We start from the raw sequence: 17,095 nt of genomic DNA, 5'->3' as shown, positions 1-17,095 counted from the left end.
TAGTATGATACGTAATGTGTATTTTCCGTTGATGCCATCTACTAAACTGTGATGAAGTTATTATTTCATTAGCAAGAATGCTGCTAGGAACGAGTCTTAGTGTGCGAAATAAATGGTTGAAGGATAACAATGCCTAAAATTCAGATGCGTGATAATAAGCAGGGAGATTCATCTGCTACTCGCCTACAAAGAACTATAGAAAATCGCGAACGTGCAGCGCGTGAGGCGCGTGAGCGTCGTCAGCAAGCAATTATCGGCGTTATTGTAGTAATTATTGTTGCGGCTATGTTGGCTGCTGTAGGCATTACTGCGTATCAGGCAGCTTACGTTCAGCCTCAGAAAAAAATAGAGCAATCTGCAAAATCTAATCATAATTTGGATAATATTGATCCAAGTATTCGTCCAAGCGGTGTTAATTCTAAGAATGGCATTCTTTTTAGCAAGGATGGGTACGGCAAGCAAGCTGCTGGTGCTCCTACAGTTGCCACTTATTTTGATCCTTTGTGCCCTGGTTGCGGATCCTTTAATCGTACTGTTGATGAAACTTTAATTAAAATGGTTGAAGCAGGTCAAATTAACCTAGAACTTCACCCAATGTCATTCTTGGATGGACTTTCTACTGACCATTACTCGACTCGTGTTTCTAGTGCTATTGCTTATATCGCTTCATATGATAACAATCCAAAGCATTTGCTTCAGTTTATCAATGGCATTTTTAACGAAAAATTCCAGCCGGAAGAAAGCGAGGGATATAAGCCTGTAAGCAATAAAGAGTTGATTAAACTGGCTAAGAAATCTGGAATTCCAAACGAAATTGCAAGTAAAGCTTTTAACCGCCAATATTTGAAGTGGCAGCTGCTAGTTAATAAATACACTCCTGATCGTAAGGAATTGTGGAATGTCAGCGGTCCAAATAAAGGATCTATGACAACGCCGACTGTAACTATTAACGATAAATTGCTTGATATGAATGCCATTAATGAGAAAAAAATGAAGGTGCTTGATGCTCTGCTTCATTGCATCGGCCTGGATAAAAAACAAGTTGGAGTTGCAGGTCAGATGCCTAAAGTGTCTGACACTAGTTCCCCTATTGCATTGTAAATAAGCTAAATTATAGAAATCTAAATTATTAAATAAAAACGGACGTTAAGTGTATTCTTAACGTCCGTTTTAGTATAGAGATTACTTAATTTTATTTATAAATCAAGCGGCTTACTCTTATACGTAACTTTCGGCATATGACCAGATTTGCCAACATGTTTTTTATCGATTCCCAAAGACTTTAATATAGCTTCCAAAGGATCCATTTGCTTTTCAGAAGCTGCATTGAGATCTACTAGCTTACCGTTAATTGTTACTGTTGGAGTTGTCATAGCGCCTTTATTAGAGCCAGAAACATTCCATAAAGCTTTTTCTTCTGGAGTATTCTCATTAATAACTTCTTGCCACTTAACATAGTGTAAGTTAAATGCTTCATTCGCAATCTTATCTGCAACTCCAGCATCTTCAGCTAAATCAATAAGAGCTTTATTTGGTGTTGCTTGGTATCCGTCGCCTTCTTCCGGCTGGAATCTTTCGCTAAAAATACTATTGATGAACTTAAGCAAATGCTTTGGATCGTTGTCGTGCGAAGCGATATAGGCAATACCGCCTGAGACGCGATAAGAATATTGATCTGAGCTAAAACGATTTAAGAATGACATTGGGTGAAGTTCTAGGTTAATTTGACCTGCTTCAACCATTTTAATTAAAGTTTCATCAACAGTACGATTAAAGGATCCGCAACCAGGGCACAAAGGATCAAAATAAGTGGCAACTGTAGGAGCACCAGCAGCTTGCTTGCCGTACCCATCCTTGCTAAGAAGAATTCCGCCTTGTAAATTAGATGCTGGTGGGATGTCAGAAGAAGGCAATTTTTTAATCTCTTTGGTTATTTGGGAGTCTGCTGTATCCTCAGTTTGTGTATCTGGCTTATTGGTTGTTGGATTTTCAATTTTTACTTGTGGTTTATTGATTGAATTGTAATAAGTCATAAACCCAGCTCCTGCAGCGAATGCAAGAATAATTAGTGCTATTACGATGCCAATTAAGCTTTTACTATAAGGGGTATTTGATTTTTGCATTTCATTATTTGTTGTTTCTTGTTGTTGATCCATAGTTATTCTCCTTTTGTGCACCTTACTCGACACGCCGAGTTTATGCAAAATACTGATTTTTTACTGTTTTTCTAAGATAAACATGATATATTAAGGCATGGCTCAACGAAGAGAACCTTCAATGGACCAGGTAAGTAAACTGTGGACGATTGATACCCGCCGATGTAGGAATTGGGGTCATGAGTGCACACCCTTCACTACGGATCGTTCGGCACGTACCTGCCGATGAAAGGACATATCATGGCAGAAGTTGTATTTGATCATGTGACTCGTATATACCCGGGCAACGATAAGCCTTCGGTTGATGACTTGAACATGACTATTAAAGATGGTGAGTTCCTCGTACTCGTTGGTCCATCTGGTTGCGGTAAGTCAACTACTTTGCGTATGTTGGCAGGTCTTGAAGAGGTTAACAAAGGACGTATCCTCATCGGTGGTCAGGATGTTACTACAATGCAGCCAAAGGATCGCGATATTGCAATGGTCTTCCAGAATTATGCACTGTATCCGCATATGACAGTTGCTGATAACATGGGCTTTGCTTTGAAGATTGCTGGTGTTCCTAAGGAAGAAATCCGCAAGCGTGTTGAAAAAGCTGCAGAAGTGTTGGATTTGACAGAGTATTTGGATCGTAAGCCGAAGGCTTTGTCTGGTGGTCAGCGTCAGCGTGTTGCTATGGGTCGCGCAATTGTTCGTGAACCAAAAGTCTTCCTCATGGATGAGCCTCTTTCCAACCTCGACGCTAAGCTCCGCGTTCAGACTCGTACTCAGATTGCTGCTTTGCAGCGTCAGCTTGGTGTTACTACTCTGTACGTTACCCACGATCAGACCGAAGCTTTGACCATGGGCGATCGCATTGCAGTGATTAAGCTTGGCGTATTGCAGCAGGTTGGAGCTCCTACTGAGCTTTATGACCGCCCTGCAAATGTATTCGTTGCAGGCTTCATTGGTTCACCATCTATGAATATCAATCAGCATCCAGTTGTAAACGGTCGAGCTCAGATTGGTGAGGATTCTATACTTCTTCCAGCTGAGGCTGTTGACAAGCTCACTGCAGAAGATAACGGACAGATTATTGTTGGCTTCCGTCCAGAAGATGCAAGCTTGGCAACATCCGATGATCCAAATGCGTTCTCCTTGAAGGTAATGAACGTGGAAGATCTCGGTTCTGATGGCTATATCTATGGCAATATCATCACCGATGGTTCTCCTGAGGAAGCATCTACTATGATGTCTGATCAAAATAAGCTCACGACTATTCGCGTGAACCCACGTGCTCTTCCAAAGGTTGGCGACACCGTGAAGATCAAGATTGATCCATCTAAGATGCATCTGTTCGCACCTTCTACGGAGTTGCGTTTGAACTAAAACGTTGGTTTGCCTGCTTATATAAGCTAATGGGCAAACTTTTGGTATAAGGTATAGAGCGGGGTTCGCAATATGACGCGAACCCCGTTTTTGGCACAAAAAAGCAGCATAATAAGTGTACAATAATACATCATTACAATGCATCGCTTATTATATATAGTTGTTATCAATAATTCGTCGGTGGTTGAGCTGTGTTTATCTGGAATGCAGTGATATCGTTGGCATGAGCTTGATTGGTAAATAAACTTTATGGAATGGAATGACGCTCCTCAATTAGACCCGCGTGCTGTGCAAGCAACTTCGGTATCTGCACAGGACGAGAATGCGTCTTCTCAAGAGCCGCAGGCACTGAAGATTACTGCGGCTAGTTCAAATCCAAAAATGTTTACACTGCCTTGGGAATTACCACTTTCTCAATGGCCTGCTGATTTATTCGTGAATTTGCCGCGTGGTATTTCTCGCCACGTTGTGCGATTTGTTCACGTTGGCGATGAAGTGTATGCAATGAAGGAAATTACTCGTCAAGTTGCAGAACGTGAGTATGAGCTTTTGCGTAGGCTTCGTAAACTTGAGTTGCCTACAGTTACTCCTATAGCTGTTGTTGCAGGACGCCATGACGCTAATGGTGAAAAGCTTGAGGCAATGTTAGTTACGAAACATTTGAAGTTCTCACTACCATATCGTGCATTATTTGCTCGTACGTTGCGTCCGGATACTGCAGAGCGCCTTATCGATGCGCTTGCTGTTCTTATGGTGCGCTTGCATCTTTCTGGCTTCTATTGGGGCGATGTATCGCTTTCCAACGTGCTGTTTTTGCGAGATGCAGATGCTTTTTCTGCATTCCTAGTTGACGCAGAAACTGGTGATTTGCATGGAAGTTTAACAGAAGGTCAACGAGAATACGATATCGATTTAGCTCGGACCAACATTATTGGTGAGCTTATGGATTTGAGCTCCGGTCAGCTTTTACCGACAGAAGTAGATGAAATCAGTATAGGCAATCGTCTAGTAGATCGCTATCATTCGCTTTGGAGTACGCTTACTGACGTTGATAAGTTCAGTCCTGATGAGATGTGGCGAATTGAACGTCGTGTTAATCGTCTAAATGAGCTTGGTTTCGATGTTGATGAGTTGGAGATGAAGACTTCAGAAGATGGTCGAAGGGTTTTGGTTCGACCTCGAGTTGTGGATGCTGGCTATGCTTCCCGCAAGCTTCTTCGTCTTACTGGATTGGATGTTCAAGAGAATCAGGCTCGAAGGCTGCTAAACGATTTGGATGCATATCGCACTTCTACATGGCGTCAAGGTGAAGAGCTGGAAATCGTCGCAACTGATTGGATGCGTGAAATTTTCGAGCCAACAGTTCGTATGATACCTCCTGAATTCCGTTCGCAAATTGAACCAGCTCAGTTCTTCCATGAAGTGTTGGATCATCGTTGGTTTATGGCAGAAAAAGTTGGCCATGACGTTGCTATGCAAGATGCTGTGACAAGCTATATTAAAAATGTGCTTCCTCAGTACAAAATGGATAAGCATGTTCTTGCTGCTATTAATGCAGATGCTGATTCTGGCGTTGTGGATGATGAATACACGTATTCTTCTCCAGCACCTGTAGGTCACGATATAGATGAAGATGATCAAGATGCTAGTGTTTGGGCAAGTTGAGTATTGTGTTATATAAGTAATTAGCTAATTCTCAATAAGTACGGCATTGATTGCCGTCTTTGATTTTAAGTGAATTTTTCGTCGGGGAGCTTCAACTCCCCGTTTTTTTTATTGCAGTTTACTCGCTTACCCTAAATTTGGGTATAAAAAAGTGCCCCCTGTGGGACTCGAACCCACAACCCAAGACTTAAAGGGTAGAGCACACTGTGTATTGACCACGCTGGTAAATATTTACCCTTATATGATACCGCCAACAACAGACTAGTGAAAACTTCTGTTCAATTTGAACAGAAGTTTTCACTAAGCGCGCTTTATATAAGCACGTGCTTGCATAAAATCAATCTTTTTCTCATCATTACGAGGCATGCGAGCAAATGAGAGAGTCCGTTTAAGTTCTATTGGAAGTTTCATAAAATCAAGTTCTTGCAAATACCAAGCATATAGTTTTCGTTCTAAAGTGTATAAATTTTTGCGATTTTCAACAATTCCTACACAAGAATGTTGCTCTGCTAAGTAGTTTAACCGTTGAGAAATGCTTGAAATATCAAGTGTTTGCATGAGTTCATAAGCTAGCTTGTTTCCGTTCTTTATGCCGATCCCTCTGTAAGTGCAGGCATCATGAGAAACAATCTGAAGGAACTTACTAATAGTAAATAGTAAATAATTTTTAACAGTAGTAACTGTATTCGCATCAGCAGTAAACGGGGGCGTGTTACCACTTGTGTCAAGCTTTAATAGTTTTCCTTGTAATTGCAACGATTCCACGCGCATCGACCACTTCGCGCCATGCCGCCCTTCTGCCTTTCTTGACAAGCACACCGCCCCACAACCCACTAGCCTTCTAAGCGCGACTGATACTGTTTGACGACTCAACCCTGTGTGCAATGCTAGTCTTCTAATGTCTGCCTCAACTGTTAGTGAGTTAGCTTGCAACATGAAGTATGCTAGTGCCATAAGAACACGGGTATCACTAGCCTTGCTAGCCTTAATACTCTTACTATTATGTGCTTCTAGAATCTGCCATAGTATGTGAATGGCTTCTACTACTTTCTGAGTTCTTTCGACATACGTCTGATCGTTCATAGCAACCGATGTTCGCACAGTATCATGCTTTGTTAAGAAACTTACAGCACGCTTCCAAGTGTATTTAAGAATAGCTTGTGCTTGTGCTTGAGAACGTGGCTTACGAGAGTTTGATGATACTTTAACGCTTAAAGCATGAGTAAAAGCTTTAGGATATGAAACCACTAACGGTAACACGTCTTCAAACTTATAGCGTGCGCGCACGCACCCAAGCATAATACGCCATAAAAGAACACTAGTATCAGTACTGTTCGTAACACGTGTTTGAAGTAGTATTCTAGTAGCATGTGATAATGAGCGTTTAGCGCCTTGTAAACAAACTATGTTTTCTTGAATAGAAGTATCAATAACGTTTAATGATGGTTGAGTAGACTCTAAAACATTAAGTAACTCAATAATCTGCTGGCTGCTAGTAGTAGCATAGCAAATAACGTTTTCACGCCCACGAATCACTCTTGAATATCCGCCTAAACGGTGTGGTGATAGTGGTGGCCGCGCACAGCCTTCAGAAGTGTTTAAAAGTGGAGTAATATCAAGCGTTGAATAATGGTTTTTAGAAGCGTACGCAAGGTTTCTAACAAAACTAGCTTCTAACTTGTCTATCATACTAATCCACACGTGTCTGCCTCCTGAAGGTCCTGACTGGCAAAGCGTGTACTCAATATGCTTTTCATCTAAAAGAAGACATAATTCTTCACTCTGGCTTACTACAAGGTTGCGTTCTTCGTCACTATTATTGTGTACGTCGAAATCAAAACAAAGTAAATTATAGTGTTTACTATCATCGCACAAGTATACTGCCCAAGCGTTTGGCATACCGTCACTAATACGATGTTTAACAGTTGTATTACTACAATCAGGATACGCTCGAACATTTGTTCGCATAATGCTTTGTTCAAGCGTATAAGCCCATGCGCGTGTCGCGTTGTCATTGCTCACTTTTTCACCTCCTTTTTGAGCCTCTATACATGTATTCACGCGCGTGAAAGCCTATTTATATAAATCAGATTTTTTTGGTGTAAACATACGTGTGAAAGCAAAAAACTAAGCCAAACATGGTTTTGGAAGGAGAAAAAATTATGAAAATTGTTATTTGTAACGCTAAAGGCGGTGTTGGTAAAACTACCACTGCTATTCATTTAGCTTGCGCTGCTAGTAAAGCTGGTTTAAAAACACGCGTATATGATGCTGACATGCAAGCTAGCGCGAGCCTTTGGGCTGACGCGTGTGCTGAACACGGTAGTCCGCTACCGTTTGACGTTTTGCCTGCTAACATTTCTACAGTGTTGAAGCCGACGATTGATGATGAACTAGTTTTTCTCGACACGCCGCCTGCTGGAGCATTACTAGAAAAAGCTATTTACAATGCTGACCTGATTATTATTCCGTCATCTGATACTGCTATTGACTACATGCAAACGTTTAATCTTCAGAGGGGTATTCCAACAACGACACCGTTTAAAGTTCTTATAACGAGAGCAGAAACACATACCACAGCGTATAAGGCGCTTGTTGATGCTCTTGACGCTCAGAGAGTGTCACGTTTTCAGAATGTTATAGTTAAAAGGCAGCCGTTGAAACTTGTTATGGGTACTTTTCCTAAAAACTTGTATGAGTATGAGCAGGTGTTTAGTGAACTGTTGGCAATGAGAAACAAGCATTAAACAAGCATTATGATAACGTGTTTCACGATTTATTAATTAGAAATAATCAAACAGAATATTAGAATAATACTGTAAAAACAGTTTGTGTACTGTTCAGGATACATGCACGCAATTTACAGCGTGGTCTAACAGTACGCACAGAAAGTAAAGGAGTGTGGTATAATATGAAGTTTAAAAACCTTACCAAAAAACAAGTAATAATAATCATTACTATTATCATTATGATTGTTGTTGCAGTCCTAGGTGGGATGCTCATCTACCATCAGAATGAAGTCAAAACCGCGCGTGAAACATGCGCTAAAATAGTATCACGCGCTAAAAACGCTGTTAAAACATTAGAAAAACAGTTAACAAACAAGCAAACATTAGAAGCATTAAAAATAAAGGAAAGCGAAGTAGAAGATAAGAAAACTGTAGAAACATTAAAAAAATTAACAGTAAAACCTGATAAAAGCTTGGTTGAATGTAAAACAGATAACATTAACACTCTAAAACAAGCATCAACAGAAGACAGTAATCTTACAAACATTATTAACAAGCAAGTAAAAAGCGTGAAACAAGCTGTTATAAGCGTGTTTGATTCTAAACTTAAAAAACAAGTTAAAGACGCGAAACAACAGTTAGCAGAAATCTTGAAACAAGCAAACACGTTACTAGAGTCTTCTAAAAACCGTGTGGCAGATGATAATACTAGGAAAGCATTAGAAAATAAGATTAATAGTGTTAAAAACCTCTTAGACGAGAAGAACACGAGTGTTAAAAAACTCAGTGATGCTAGAAACGATGTTCAGAATGCTGTTAATAGTGTGAACGTGAGCATAAAGAAGAAGCAGGATGCTGATGCTAAAAAAGTAGCAACCGCTAATGCTATACGCAGGCGTGCAACATACTCTTACCCTGAAACAAACTATGCGCAAGATGGAAACGCTCTTAATGATCCTTCATGTTACTTCAACAACTCATGCACACGAGGAGGTTTAACACCAGAAGAAGAAGCAAAAATAGATTGGTCGAGATATAAAAACGGTTGCGATATTATTACAGGTGTTTGCGTTCTTGGCTGAATAAACTTTAAAATATGCACACTCTCCTGAAACTGTTGGGTAGTAACTAAAAAGTTACTACCCTTTTTATATAAACGGTGTTTTTTACGCGTGAACATATTAGTAGATAGTAAAACTGCTATCTACTCATAAACATGTTTACGAGTAAGGAAACAATAAATGAGCAAACATAAAGCGTCTAACAGGCGCAAAATATGGAAAAGACTGTTAGCTAGTGTTACAACACTAGCCACAGTGTGTTGTATTACACCAGCATTTGCTGATGGTGGTTGGGGTAACGCTCCTACAAACCCTATTCATGGTGGTGGAACACCAGCCGTACGATGGAAGTACACGGATAACGATGGTGGCTCTCTTGGTCGGATGGATCTTGGAACTGCCATAAAAGCTATACGAAACATTGGTATTAACTATCGTGGTGGTGACAATGTTCTACAGGCTGCTGTTAGCCGTTCGCTTAGTGATTGTGAGAACCGTTTCAACGCGAAGCATCCTGATCAAGCAGGTCATGCTAACTGCCGTATGGTTGGCGTTGGTGTGGTTATTGAATCACGTTCAAACGGCTACTATGGTACAGGATATATACAACGTATGGCGTGGATTAATGAGTGGAACAGGTTGATACGACCACAAACATACAGTCATAACGGAGTTCCATATCATGTTGATGACGTGTTTAAGGATGCTCCTGATCGTAGTGTTGGCTCAATGGTTAGTGAAGCAACAACGCTACCGAGAGTTAACGCTATCGTACTATCGTTAAACCAGTACGAGCCTAAAGGTGATCCTGCACCTAAAACTTATAATGCGACTGTAACTACAGTAGCTTCAGCGCCTAAAGATACGCGTGTAGGATCGACAGAACCTGTTCATGATATGATAAGCGTTTCAGGCGGTAATGGTGAGAGTCTTGACGCAACAGTAATAATGCATTTTGACGGTAACAATTACGTTTCTTCAAAACAAGCTACTAAACAAGTTAGTGTTCCAAGTGATGGTAGTACTGTATCTCCTGATTTCACGCCTTCTGATTTTGGTATGAGTCATTGGCAAGAAGGAAACTACTGGTTCGACGTGCAAATACCTAAACAAGGATTAATGAAAGACAGTATTAACACGAGCGATCATGATCCACTTGAATCATGGAATATTCAGTATGAAGCACCAAGAAAAGTAAGCAAACACGTTCAAAAACTAGTTAGTGCGGATAGTATGAAAAACCGTACAACAATTAGTACTGATACTGGTCGTGGAACTTACGAAATGGTTATAAAAGACAAAATTAACCCGAACGGCATGAGCTACACTGTTGATAATTACAAGCTTACAGACACTACAACAAACAGTGATGTTAGCAACCAATTCCAAATCAACTTGGATAAAGCAAGTAATACTGTTACTGCCACGCGTTCGAGTGCTCAGGGTGAAATGCCATTAAACCATAATATTGAATTCTCATTCGATGTTACAGTGCATCAGCCTGAAAACTCTAAAATCAATGATCATGCAACAGTTAAACCAAACCATTTACCTGAAATTAGTACAGATCCACGCGAGTTTAAAACGTGGAAACCACTGCCTGATAAAAGCTGGGTGAAATGGGATGATACTAAGAAAACATGGGATAGTGTTATAGACCCGGGTAAAACTAATAACACGGGTGCTGACAACATGACAATTCTTGACGGTGACAAAATAGGAAGCGTTGTAAACGGTGTAGTCGCATCCAATCTTATAGAAGCGCCAAAAACATTAACGCTTGTTGACGACTATAAGAACGCTGACTACATTTTTGACGCTGACACTAAAAAAATTCACGTTTACGAACAGAATGCTACAAGCGCAACAGTTTCAAGCGTTCAAAACATTGTGAACACTGGAACTGATGTTACTAAACACTTCAAAATAAACGTGGACGGTACGAGAATCACTGCTACCGCAGACAAAGAGTATTTAGCTAAACTACAAGGAATGAGCACACCACTACAAGTAAGCCTCATGGTTGGCGGTAAAGCTAACTACGCTCACGGTAAAGGTGCTGAACAAGTACGTAAAGACTACGGTAAACAAGCTGGTGACGAGGTTGCTTCCTGTGCTACGCCTAAAAACAGTAGTTTTACTAACAGTGGTTCACAAACAGTTAATACTCAGAGCGTTAAAACAAACGAGCCTAAAATCTGCTTGTATGTTCCACCTGTTAAGAAAGACGTTGTTTCTGAAAGCTCTCAAGGAGGCGCTCAAGAAACCGCTGACGGTAAAGTAGTATTTCCTGGTCAAAAAGTGGAATACCGTTTACAAACACAGCCGAAACTACCATCTAACTTCGCGTACCCTATTAAAAGTGTGAAAGTAGTTGACACGTACAACAAGTATCTGAACATTGATAAGCAGACGCTAGAAGTAACAGATCTTACAAACGCTAAAGCAATTAGTAAGAAACATTACACGACACAATGGGATGATACTGCTCACACTGTGACCCTTAACTTTGACCCTAAGTACGTTGAAGAAAACTGGAAGAATGGTTCTAATCCGCGTATTCTTATCCGCTTCGAAGGAACAGTAGACAAGAACGCGCCAACAAGCACAAAAGTACACAACAAGTGGATGCTACTATTAAATAATAGTATTACGCCATCAAACGAAGTAGGAAACAACCCACCATCATTCACACCACACAAAACAGTAAACCAAAGCGCTAAACAGGGTGACGGTAGTGTACTAATCAATGGTAAAACGTTCCTTACAGGCGACACAGGCGCATACCATTTAACGCTTGACTTAACACAACACGACATGGCGTATAAAGTACACCGTGCAGGAATCGTTGATGATTATGATGAGCGTTACCTGAAAGTAGACGCTAAAGACATTCATGTTAAAGGCGCGGACGGTAAAGACTACACTAGCAAGTTCAACATTAGTGTTATTAACGGTGTTGTATACGTGTTTGCTAAAACAGTAGACACTTTCATTTACGCTACAGGTGTAACAGTTAAAGGCGACCCACAGCCGAAAGATCTTGCGCAGTACGCGAACAGTAAAGACTACAAGCCGTTAGAAAACCCTTCAATAGACCAAAAACTGTTAGGGCAGAAATACACTGTAGAAATGCCTTTCACGGTTACTGACGGTGACGGTGTGAAAGTAGTCAACACTGCTACACAAGTCGTGAATAACATTAGTAAGAAAACTAACACTGTTACAAACGAAATCAAAAAAATCAAGCCGAAAAAAGACGTGACAATCAAAGTAGGCTCTGAAAGCGCTAACGGTTCAAGCGTATACCTTAAAAACACGTTCCTATACCAGCTTGACACTGCTATTCTTCCAAAGAATCGTGCATATCAGAAGATTAAAAATTGGCAGATAGTAGACAAGTTAGACCCAGCGTACGATCGTGTTACAGGAGCATGGGCAGTATACGCTACACGTGATCTATACAAAGGTAACACAGTGTTTGCTACTAAAGGCACGCAAATCGCAGGCTTAGGAGCAGACGCAAAATACGGTAACCTATTCACCTACAATTTCAAAGACAATACGGTAACAATTAGCGCTACTGAAGAGTACTTGAAACTAGTATCCGCTGATAATGAACACGAATCAGGATGGCGTGCGTACGTTCAAGTAGAACGCATGAAAGTAACCAAACGTCACGAAAACAAGTTCACTGAAATTATTAACAATAATAAGCACGAAAGTAATCTCGTGTGGACTCGTACACCTGACCTAACACCAGCACTACACATTATTAAATGGGATAAAAAATCAGGTAAAATTAAAGGTGACCGTAACGATCCTAAAGACGCGTTACCAAACGCTAAAGACGGTGACGTTATAGTATTCACTATCACAAACACTAGTAAAACCGATACTAACGGGTACGGCGCATGGTTCAAAGCAATCGATCTTCAATTAGAAGATAAAACGATTGTAGGAACAGGCGTAGTAACAGACTTAAAGTATCCAGAAAATTGGAAGACATTAGTGTTAAAACCAAAACAGAGTGTTGACGTTGAAGGAGTACTACACAAGTTCAAAGCAGGCACTAAACACACTAACCGTGCTGTAGTAAGAGGCATTCCACTACTCACATGCCGTGTAACAAACAACAACGGGTTAAGCACCGGAAGTAAAACAACTGTCACAAAGCCAAACACGGCAGTAAAAGACGGTAAAACCGACGGTAAGAAAACTATTGCTAAGTCTGATGGCAAGACCAGTAAGGAAACAGACACTACTACTACTGCAGAAAGTAAGCAGCAAAAAGTGACTGTAGACGGTGTAACACTGTGTACTGATACGCAGGTGACAAGCAATACTGATGATTGGAACGGTACAGCACCATTGCCACCAATACCAGCAAACCGTCGCAAACAGTTAGCAAAAACAGGTGTAGAAAACGCAACTGTGCTACTAACTATAGTTATGGCAAGCGTTCTAATTGGCGCATGCTTGGTCATGGGAAAAACACAAGAATCACACGCACGACATGGGAGATAAAATAAAATAGTATTATGACAAAGTGTTATACCCCTCGCGAAAAGCGTGGGGTATAACTTTATTCACGATTTGCACCTAGTGTTGCTCTTACATAAACTCTCGTAAAACACAGGAACAAAAAAATAATGAAATAAGAATAAAAATAAAGCATTAGCGCAACATTTAAAACAGTCTTAAAAAAGTATTACGCTAATGCTCGTATATATTTACCAGTTGCAGCCTTAAAAGGTTAAGGCAACAGCAAAAATCATCATCAAAAGAATCATTCTGCCTTATAAAAATAGTATCATCAAACACAACAATTCTCTTATATAAACGTTCTCCACATTCTGTGCATATATAAGTAAGTAACAAAACTTAACTCTAGTAAAGGCGCGCAATAATGAAAGATGCACAATACATAAACGTTTTCAACATGCTAAGCGAATATAGTAAGTATGTGACACAGCATCCTGAAGTATTAAAAGTAATGATCGCTAAAATACTATTCATATCACTAGTAGTCGCACTATTGCATGTGCTTAATGGCGTCTTGGCGAAAGCATTCGACACTACTAAACTCACACTACAGCTCATCGAAATCGTAGCATTGTTTATTATTGCAGCAGCATACGGGTACATCGTTAGTAACAATGTTCTAAAACTATTTCAACAATTCATAAACTGGTTCTTCTACCTACACTGAAACGCGAAGCAATCAGCAACCGCGTAATCGCACACCTACTAGGCATTAATGAGATAACGGTTCGACGTTCCGCACAACAATTTATCAAGGATGGCAACTGCGACATTAATGTCGCAGTTGCCACTTTACCGCGCGTGCTTAGCGCGGACGGTAAAACACGTTCTACTAACCGTGCAGCCTGTGAGATTGCGAAATCGTTTATTGAGTATTCTCAGTATGTTAATAAGGGTAAAAATAGTAGTGATATTTCTCATTTAACTGGTATTCCTCGTAAAACTATTTCTTACGCTCTTGATATTCGTAACGTGAGTATTTTAGAAGTTTCTAAACTGTTCTTACTCGCACGACTACAAATATTCACACAAGTAGTAGTTTTAAGAAGTTTCGCGCGAAAAACGTTGTGCGTCTTGCGCCCCCTCCCCCTGTTCTGTGGTTACTTTGTGCAGCTACATACTACCGCGTTTTCTTGCAGTTTTATTCTAACGTGTACAGCATGTCCTTGTTGTTTGATTCTTTGTCGTCAACACTTGGCATTGCTCGCATTCCTTTGAAGTTCTTATATTCTGCTATTGTGCGCATACAAATACTCATAACCTTATCTTAAAACTCACTACATCTTTGTGAGTCTGTTGTCTTACGTAATTAACTTTGGTCTTGTAGCGTATTTCATTCTCATACGAACGTTAGTTTTCTAATCATGTTGTAGACTGTGAACTTTTTCTTCTAATACTTATTGAATAACGACTGCTAGTGTTTCCTTACGCATTTTTTCCTTTCATGAAACTGTTTTGTCAAAGCTTCATTAGTTTTGAACTTTGCGCTCTACTTCGTAGCAATCATAGTTAGTCGCGCGTAAATACTGCAACTTCACCACGCCTCAGCAAAGCTGGTCGTGTTGAAGACGCTTTCGCTTTGCAGATTCACTCACGGCTAACTCTTATTGACGCTGTCAAAGTTCAAAAATGAAACTTTGAGAATAAAAACAGCTCATGGAAGGAAGTTTAAAATGCGTAAGGAAACACAAAAAGCCGTCGAAAAATTCAAAACCATTCTTGAAGATAACGATTTTATTGTTGATAGTAGTGAAGAAAACTATTTAAACGTTCGCATGGAAATGAACTACGTTTACTTTGACCTTAGTTTTTCTTACGACGACAACGCCACACTTAAAGATTTGAGTGACGCTTTCTACGATACTGCTCCTGAATATTTTCAGAGCCTAGAACCATTGACTATTGGTGACCTCTTAGAAGAAATAACTTATATGCCAGGTGTTATTAACGATCCAAAGAATCTAACTCTAACGGATGTTGATTGTATACGCGAAGAATTCAAAACTGTAGCAAAGCTAAGTATGCTGAGCATTATGGCTACTCATTAACCTACAGTAAACGCGAGGGGGCGCAAGCCCCCTTTTCTTTTTCTTAGCTTTCAAAAACCTGCTTAAAACACGAAGCAAAAGTAAGCGCATGTATCAAAGCGTGCTTACAAGATTGTAAAAAATAATTAACCACAAGCGCTAAACATAAAAATCTTAACAATATACACAGTCTCTAAACGTTCGAAAGCTTTACGTTAAAAACTAGAAACACACAGCACAAAACAATAGTTTTAATAAACTAAAATTTTCTAAAAACACGATAATGTTTTACGCGTCTGATACGAGTAAAACACAACACAACAAAAACAATACAACAAAATAAGAATAAGAAAAATAAAACTAGAAGAATAAAAAATAATTAAATAACTACAAAACAAGCTTTAAAAATAAAAGAAAAATAAGAAAAATAAGAACAAAAAAATAAGAAACATCACCAAATAATAAAAAAGTAATTTTTATGGACATATGCACCCTTGTTGCGAGAATGTTGAAATATCGTTGATATTTCAACGAAAACAAGCGTTCTGAGCGTCATGACGCTCAGAACTTTTAATTTATATAAACAACTTTTTTAGAAGATGAATATATTAGTGACGGAAATAACATGTTAGAAAGGGAAATCCGTTATGAGTGACACAGAAAATTGTGCGTACTGTGGTCAAGCGTTCACACAGAATCAAGCAGGTGGCTCTTCTCAAATTTACTGTTCTGCTAACTGCCGTAAGAAAGCATTTTTAGACAAGCAAAAATCAGAAGCTACTAGTCGTGCTGCTGATGAAACTAAAAAAGCGTCTGATGCTAATGCTGAATTAACACAAGAATTACATATTTCTATGGAACGTTACGAGAAAGTTTGTTATGAGCGTGAAAAACTTTATACAGACTACTATACGTTGCGTGAGTATTTGAAAATTTTGTGTACAGATTTAGAACGTATGATAAGCGAGAACTATTTTACCGTGAATACTAACGCCGTGAATTATGAGATGTGGCATAATCCAAAAGCTAATTGGCGGAAGATTGTAAATAAGTTTTCATGGTGGGGTATTCCAGAAACATTAAAAGCATTGCGTGAATATGATGAGCTTAGAGAACAGCACGACGCACACATGCAATTGTTACGTGACGTACCAGGTGATCCTAGCGAAAGTGTAGATAAGCTTAATCAAATGATTAACGATTTCAGTCGCGAGAGATTAAAAATAGTTAAACAGCACCCTGAGCTAAAAGCAATACTTGCGAGAAGAGCGCAAATACGCGCATGGGAAGAAGACAATGGCGAAGAGTTTCCTGACACAACTAATTATGATGCAACAGCAATAAACATGTTACTTCAACAAGTGCAAAAGCCTGAAGAAACAACTTTACCGTTTGAACCCAATAGAAAAAACGTTAATCAGGTTGAAGAAAGTCCTCTACCTTTCATACCGAAAGAAAAACATAATGAACAACACGGTAGTTTTGATGATTTTGATTTCTTCGAATAGTAGAAGAACCAGTTTATGAAATTCTGAATTATTAAG

11 protein-coding genes are annotated in these 17,095 nt (G+C 39.6%); 9 read left to right on the top strand and 2 right to left on the bottom strand.

The annotated features are described in order from the left end of the window. Positions 1 to 129: 129 nt before the first annotated feature. The gene (locus HXT48_RS00160; RefSeq protein WP_004110161.1) at positions 130 to 1,101 is read left to right on the top strand and encodes a DsbA family protein; all 972 of its coding nucleotides are present in this window, start codon (positions 130 to 132) and stop codon (positions 1,099 to 1,101) included. Positions 1,102 to 1,196: 95 nt separating this feature from the next. Here the strand turns inward: HXT48_RS00160 and HXT48_RS00155 are convergent, their stop codons facing one another. After that, positions 1,197 to 2,156 carry a DsbA family protein gene (locus HXT48_RS00155; RefSeq protein WP_012913711.1) on the bottom strand — a complete coding sequence of 320 codons (960 nt, stop codon included), beginning with the start codon at positions 2,154 to 2,156 and terminating at the stop codon, positions 1,197 to 1,199. Positions 2,157 to 2,396: 240 nt separating this feature from the next. Between HXT48_RS00155 and HXT48_RS00150 the strand changes: the two genes are divergently transcribed. Both HXT48_RS00150 and HXT48_RS00145 read left to right on the top strand, forming a co-directional pair. After that, positions 2,397 to 3,524 carry an ABC transporter ATP-binding protein gene (locus tag HXT48_RS00150; RefSeq protein WP_004110155.1) on the top strand — a complete coding sequence of 376 codons (1,128 nt, stop codon included), beginning with the start codon at positions 2,397 to 2,399 and terminating at the stop codon, positions 3,522 to 3,524. A 249-nt stretch (positions 3,525 to 3,773) separates the two neighbouring features. Beyond that, complete coding sequence (locus HXT48_RS00145) at positions 3,774 to 5,189, top strand: DUF4032 domain-containing protein (protein ID WP_004110152.1); 1,416 nt, start codon at positions 3,774 to 3,776, stop codon at positions 5,187 to 5,189. A gap of 300 nt (positions 5,190 to 5,489) precedes the next feature. Here the strand turns inward: HXT48_RS00145 and HXT48_RS00140 are convergent, their stop codons facing one another. Beyond that, positions 5,490 to 7,211 (bottom strand): hypothetical protein, encoded by a 1,722-nt coding sequence (locus HXT48_RS00140; RefSeq protein WP_421793075.1) that lies wholly within the window; start codon positions 7,209 to 7,211, stop codon positions 5,490 to 5,492. 140 nt (positions 7,212 to 7,351) lie between these two features. Here HXT48_RS00140 and HXT48_RS00135 point away from each other — a divergent pair, with 140 nt between their 5' ends. The 6 genes from HXT48_RS00135 (at position 7,352) to HXT48_RS00110 (ending at position 17,059) form a co-directional block, all read left to right on the top strand. After that, on the top strand, positions 7,352 to 7,936 hold the full coding sequence (locus tag HXT48_RS00135) for a ParA family protein (RefSeq protein WP_421793074.1): 585 nt from the start codon (positions 7,352 to 7,354) through the stop codon (positions 7,934 to 7,936). 164 nt (positions 7,937 to 8,100) lie between these two features. Beyond that, positions 8,101 to 9,000 carry a hypothetical protein gene (locus HXT48_RS00130; RefSeq protein WP_421793073.1) on the top strand — a complete coding sequence of 300 codons (900 nt, stop codon included), beginning with the start codon at positions 8,101 to 8,103 and terminating at the stop codon, positions 8,998 to 9,000. Between the two features lie 159 nt (positions 9,001 to 9,159). Next, complete coding sequence (locus HXT48_RS00125; protein ID WP_421793072.1) at positions 9,160 to 13,506, top strand: LPXTG cell wall anchor domain-containing protein; 4,347 nt, start codon at positions 9,160 to 9,162, stop codon at positions 13,504 to 13,506. 382 nt (positions 13,507 to 13,888) lie between these two features. Then, positions 13,889 to 14,191: a hypothetical protein gene (locus HXT48_RS00120; RefSeq protein ID WP_421793071.1), complete on the top strand. Its 303-nt coding sequence runs from the start codon at positions 13,889 to 13,891 to the stop codon at positions 14,189 to 14,191. Positions 14,192 to 15,197: 1,006 nt separating this feature from the next. Continuing rightward, on the top strand, positions 15,198 to 15,572 hold the full coding sequence (locus tag HXT48_RS00115; RefSeq protein ID WP_421793070.1) for a hypothetical protein: 375 nt from the start codon (positions 15,198 to 15,200) through the stop codon (positions 15,570 to 15,572). Between the two features lie 626 nt (positions 15,573 to 16,198). After that, entirely contained in the window at positions 16,199 to 17,059 is an 861-nt protein-coding gene (locus tag HXT48_RS00110; RefSeq protein ID WP_421793069.1) for a hypothetical protein, read from the top strand. Positions 17,060 to 17,095: the final 36 nt, after the last annotated feature.

Source organism: Gardnerella sp. KA00127 (genome assembly GCF_049244125.1).
GTDB classification, from domain to species: Bacteria; Actinomycetota; Actinomycetes; order Actinomycetales; family Bifidobacteriaceae; genus Bifidobacterium; species Bifidobacterium swidsinskii.
Note: the sequence above shows the minus strand (reverse complement) of the source record. Positions and strands in the feature narration are given on the sequence as shown.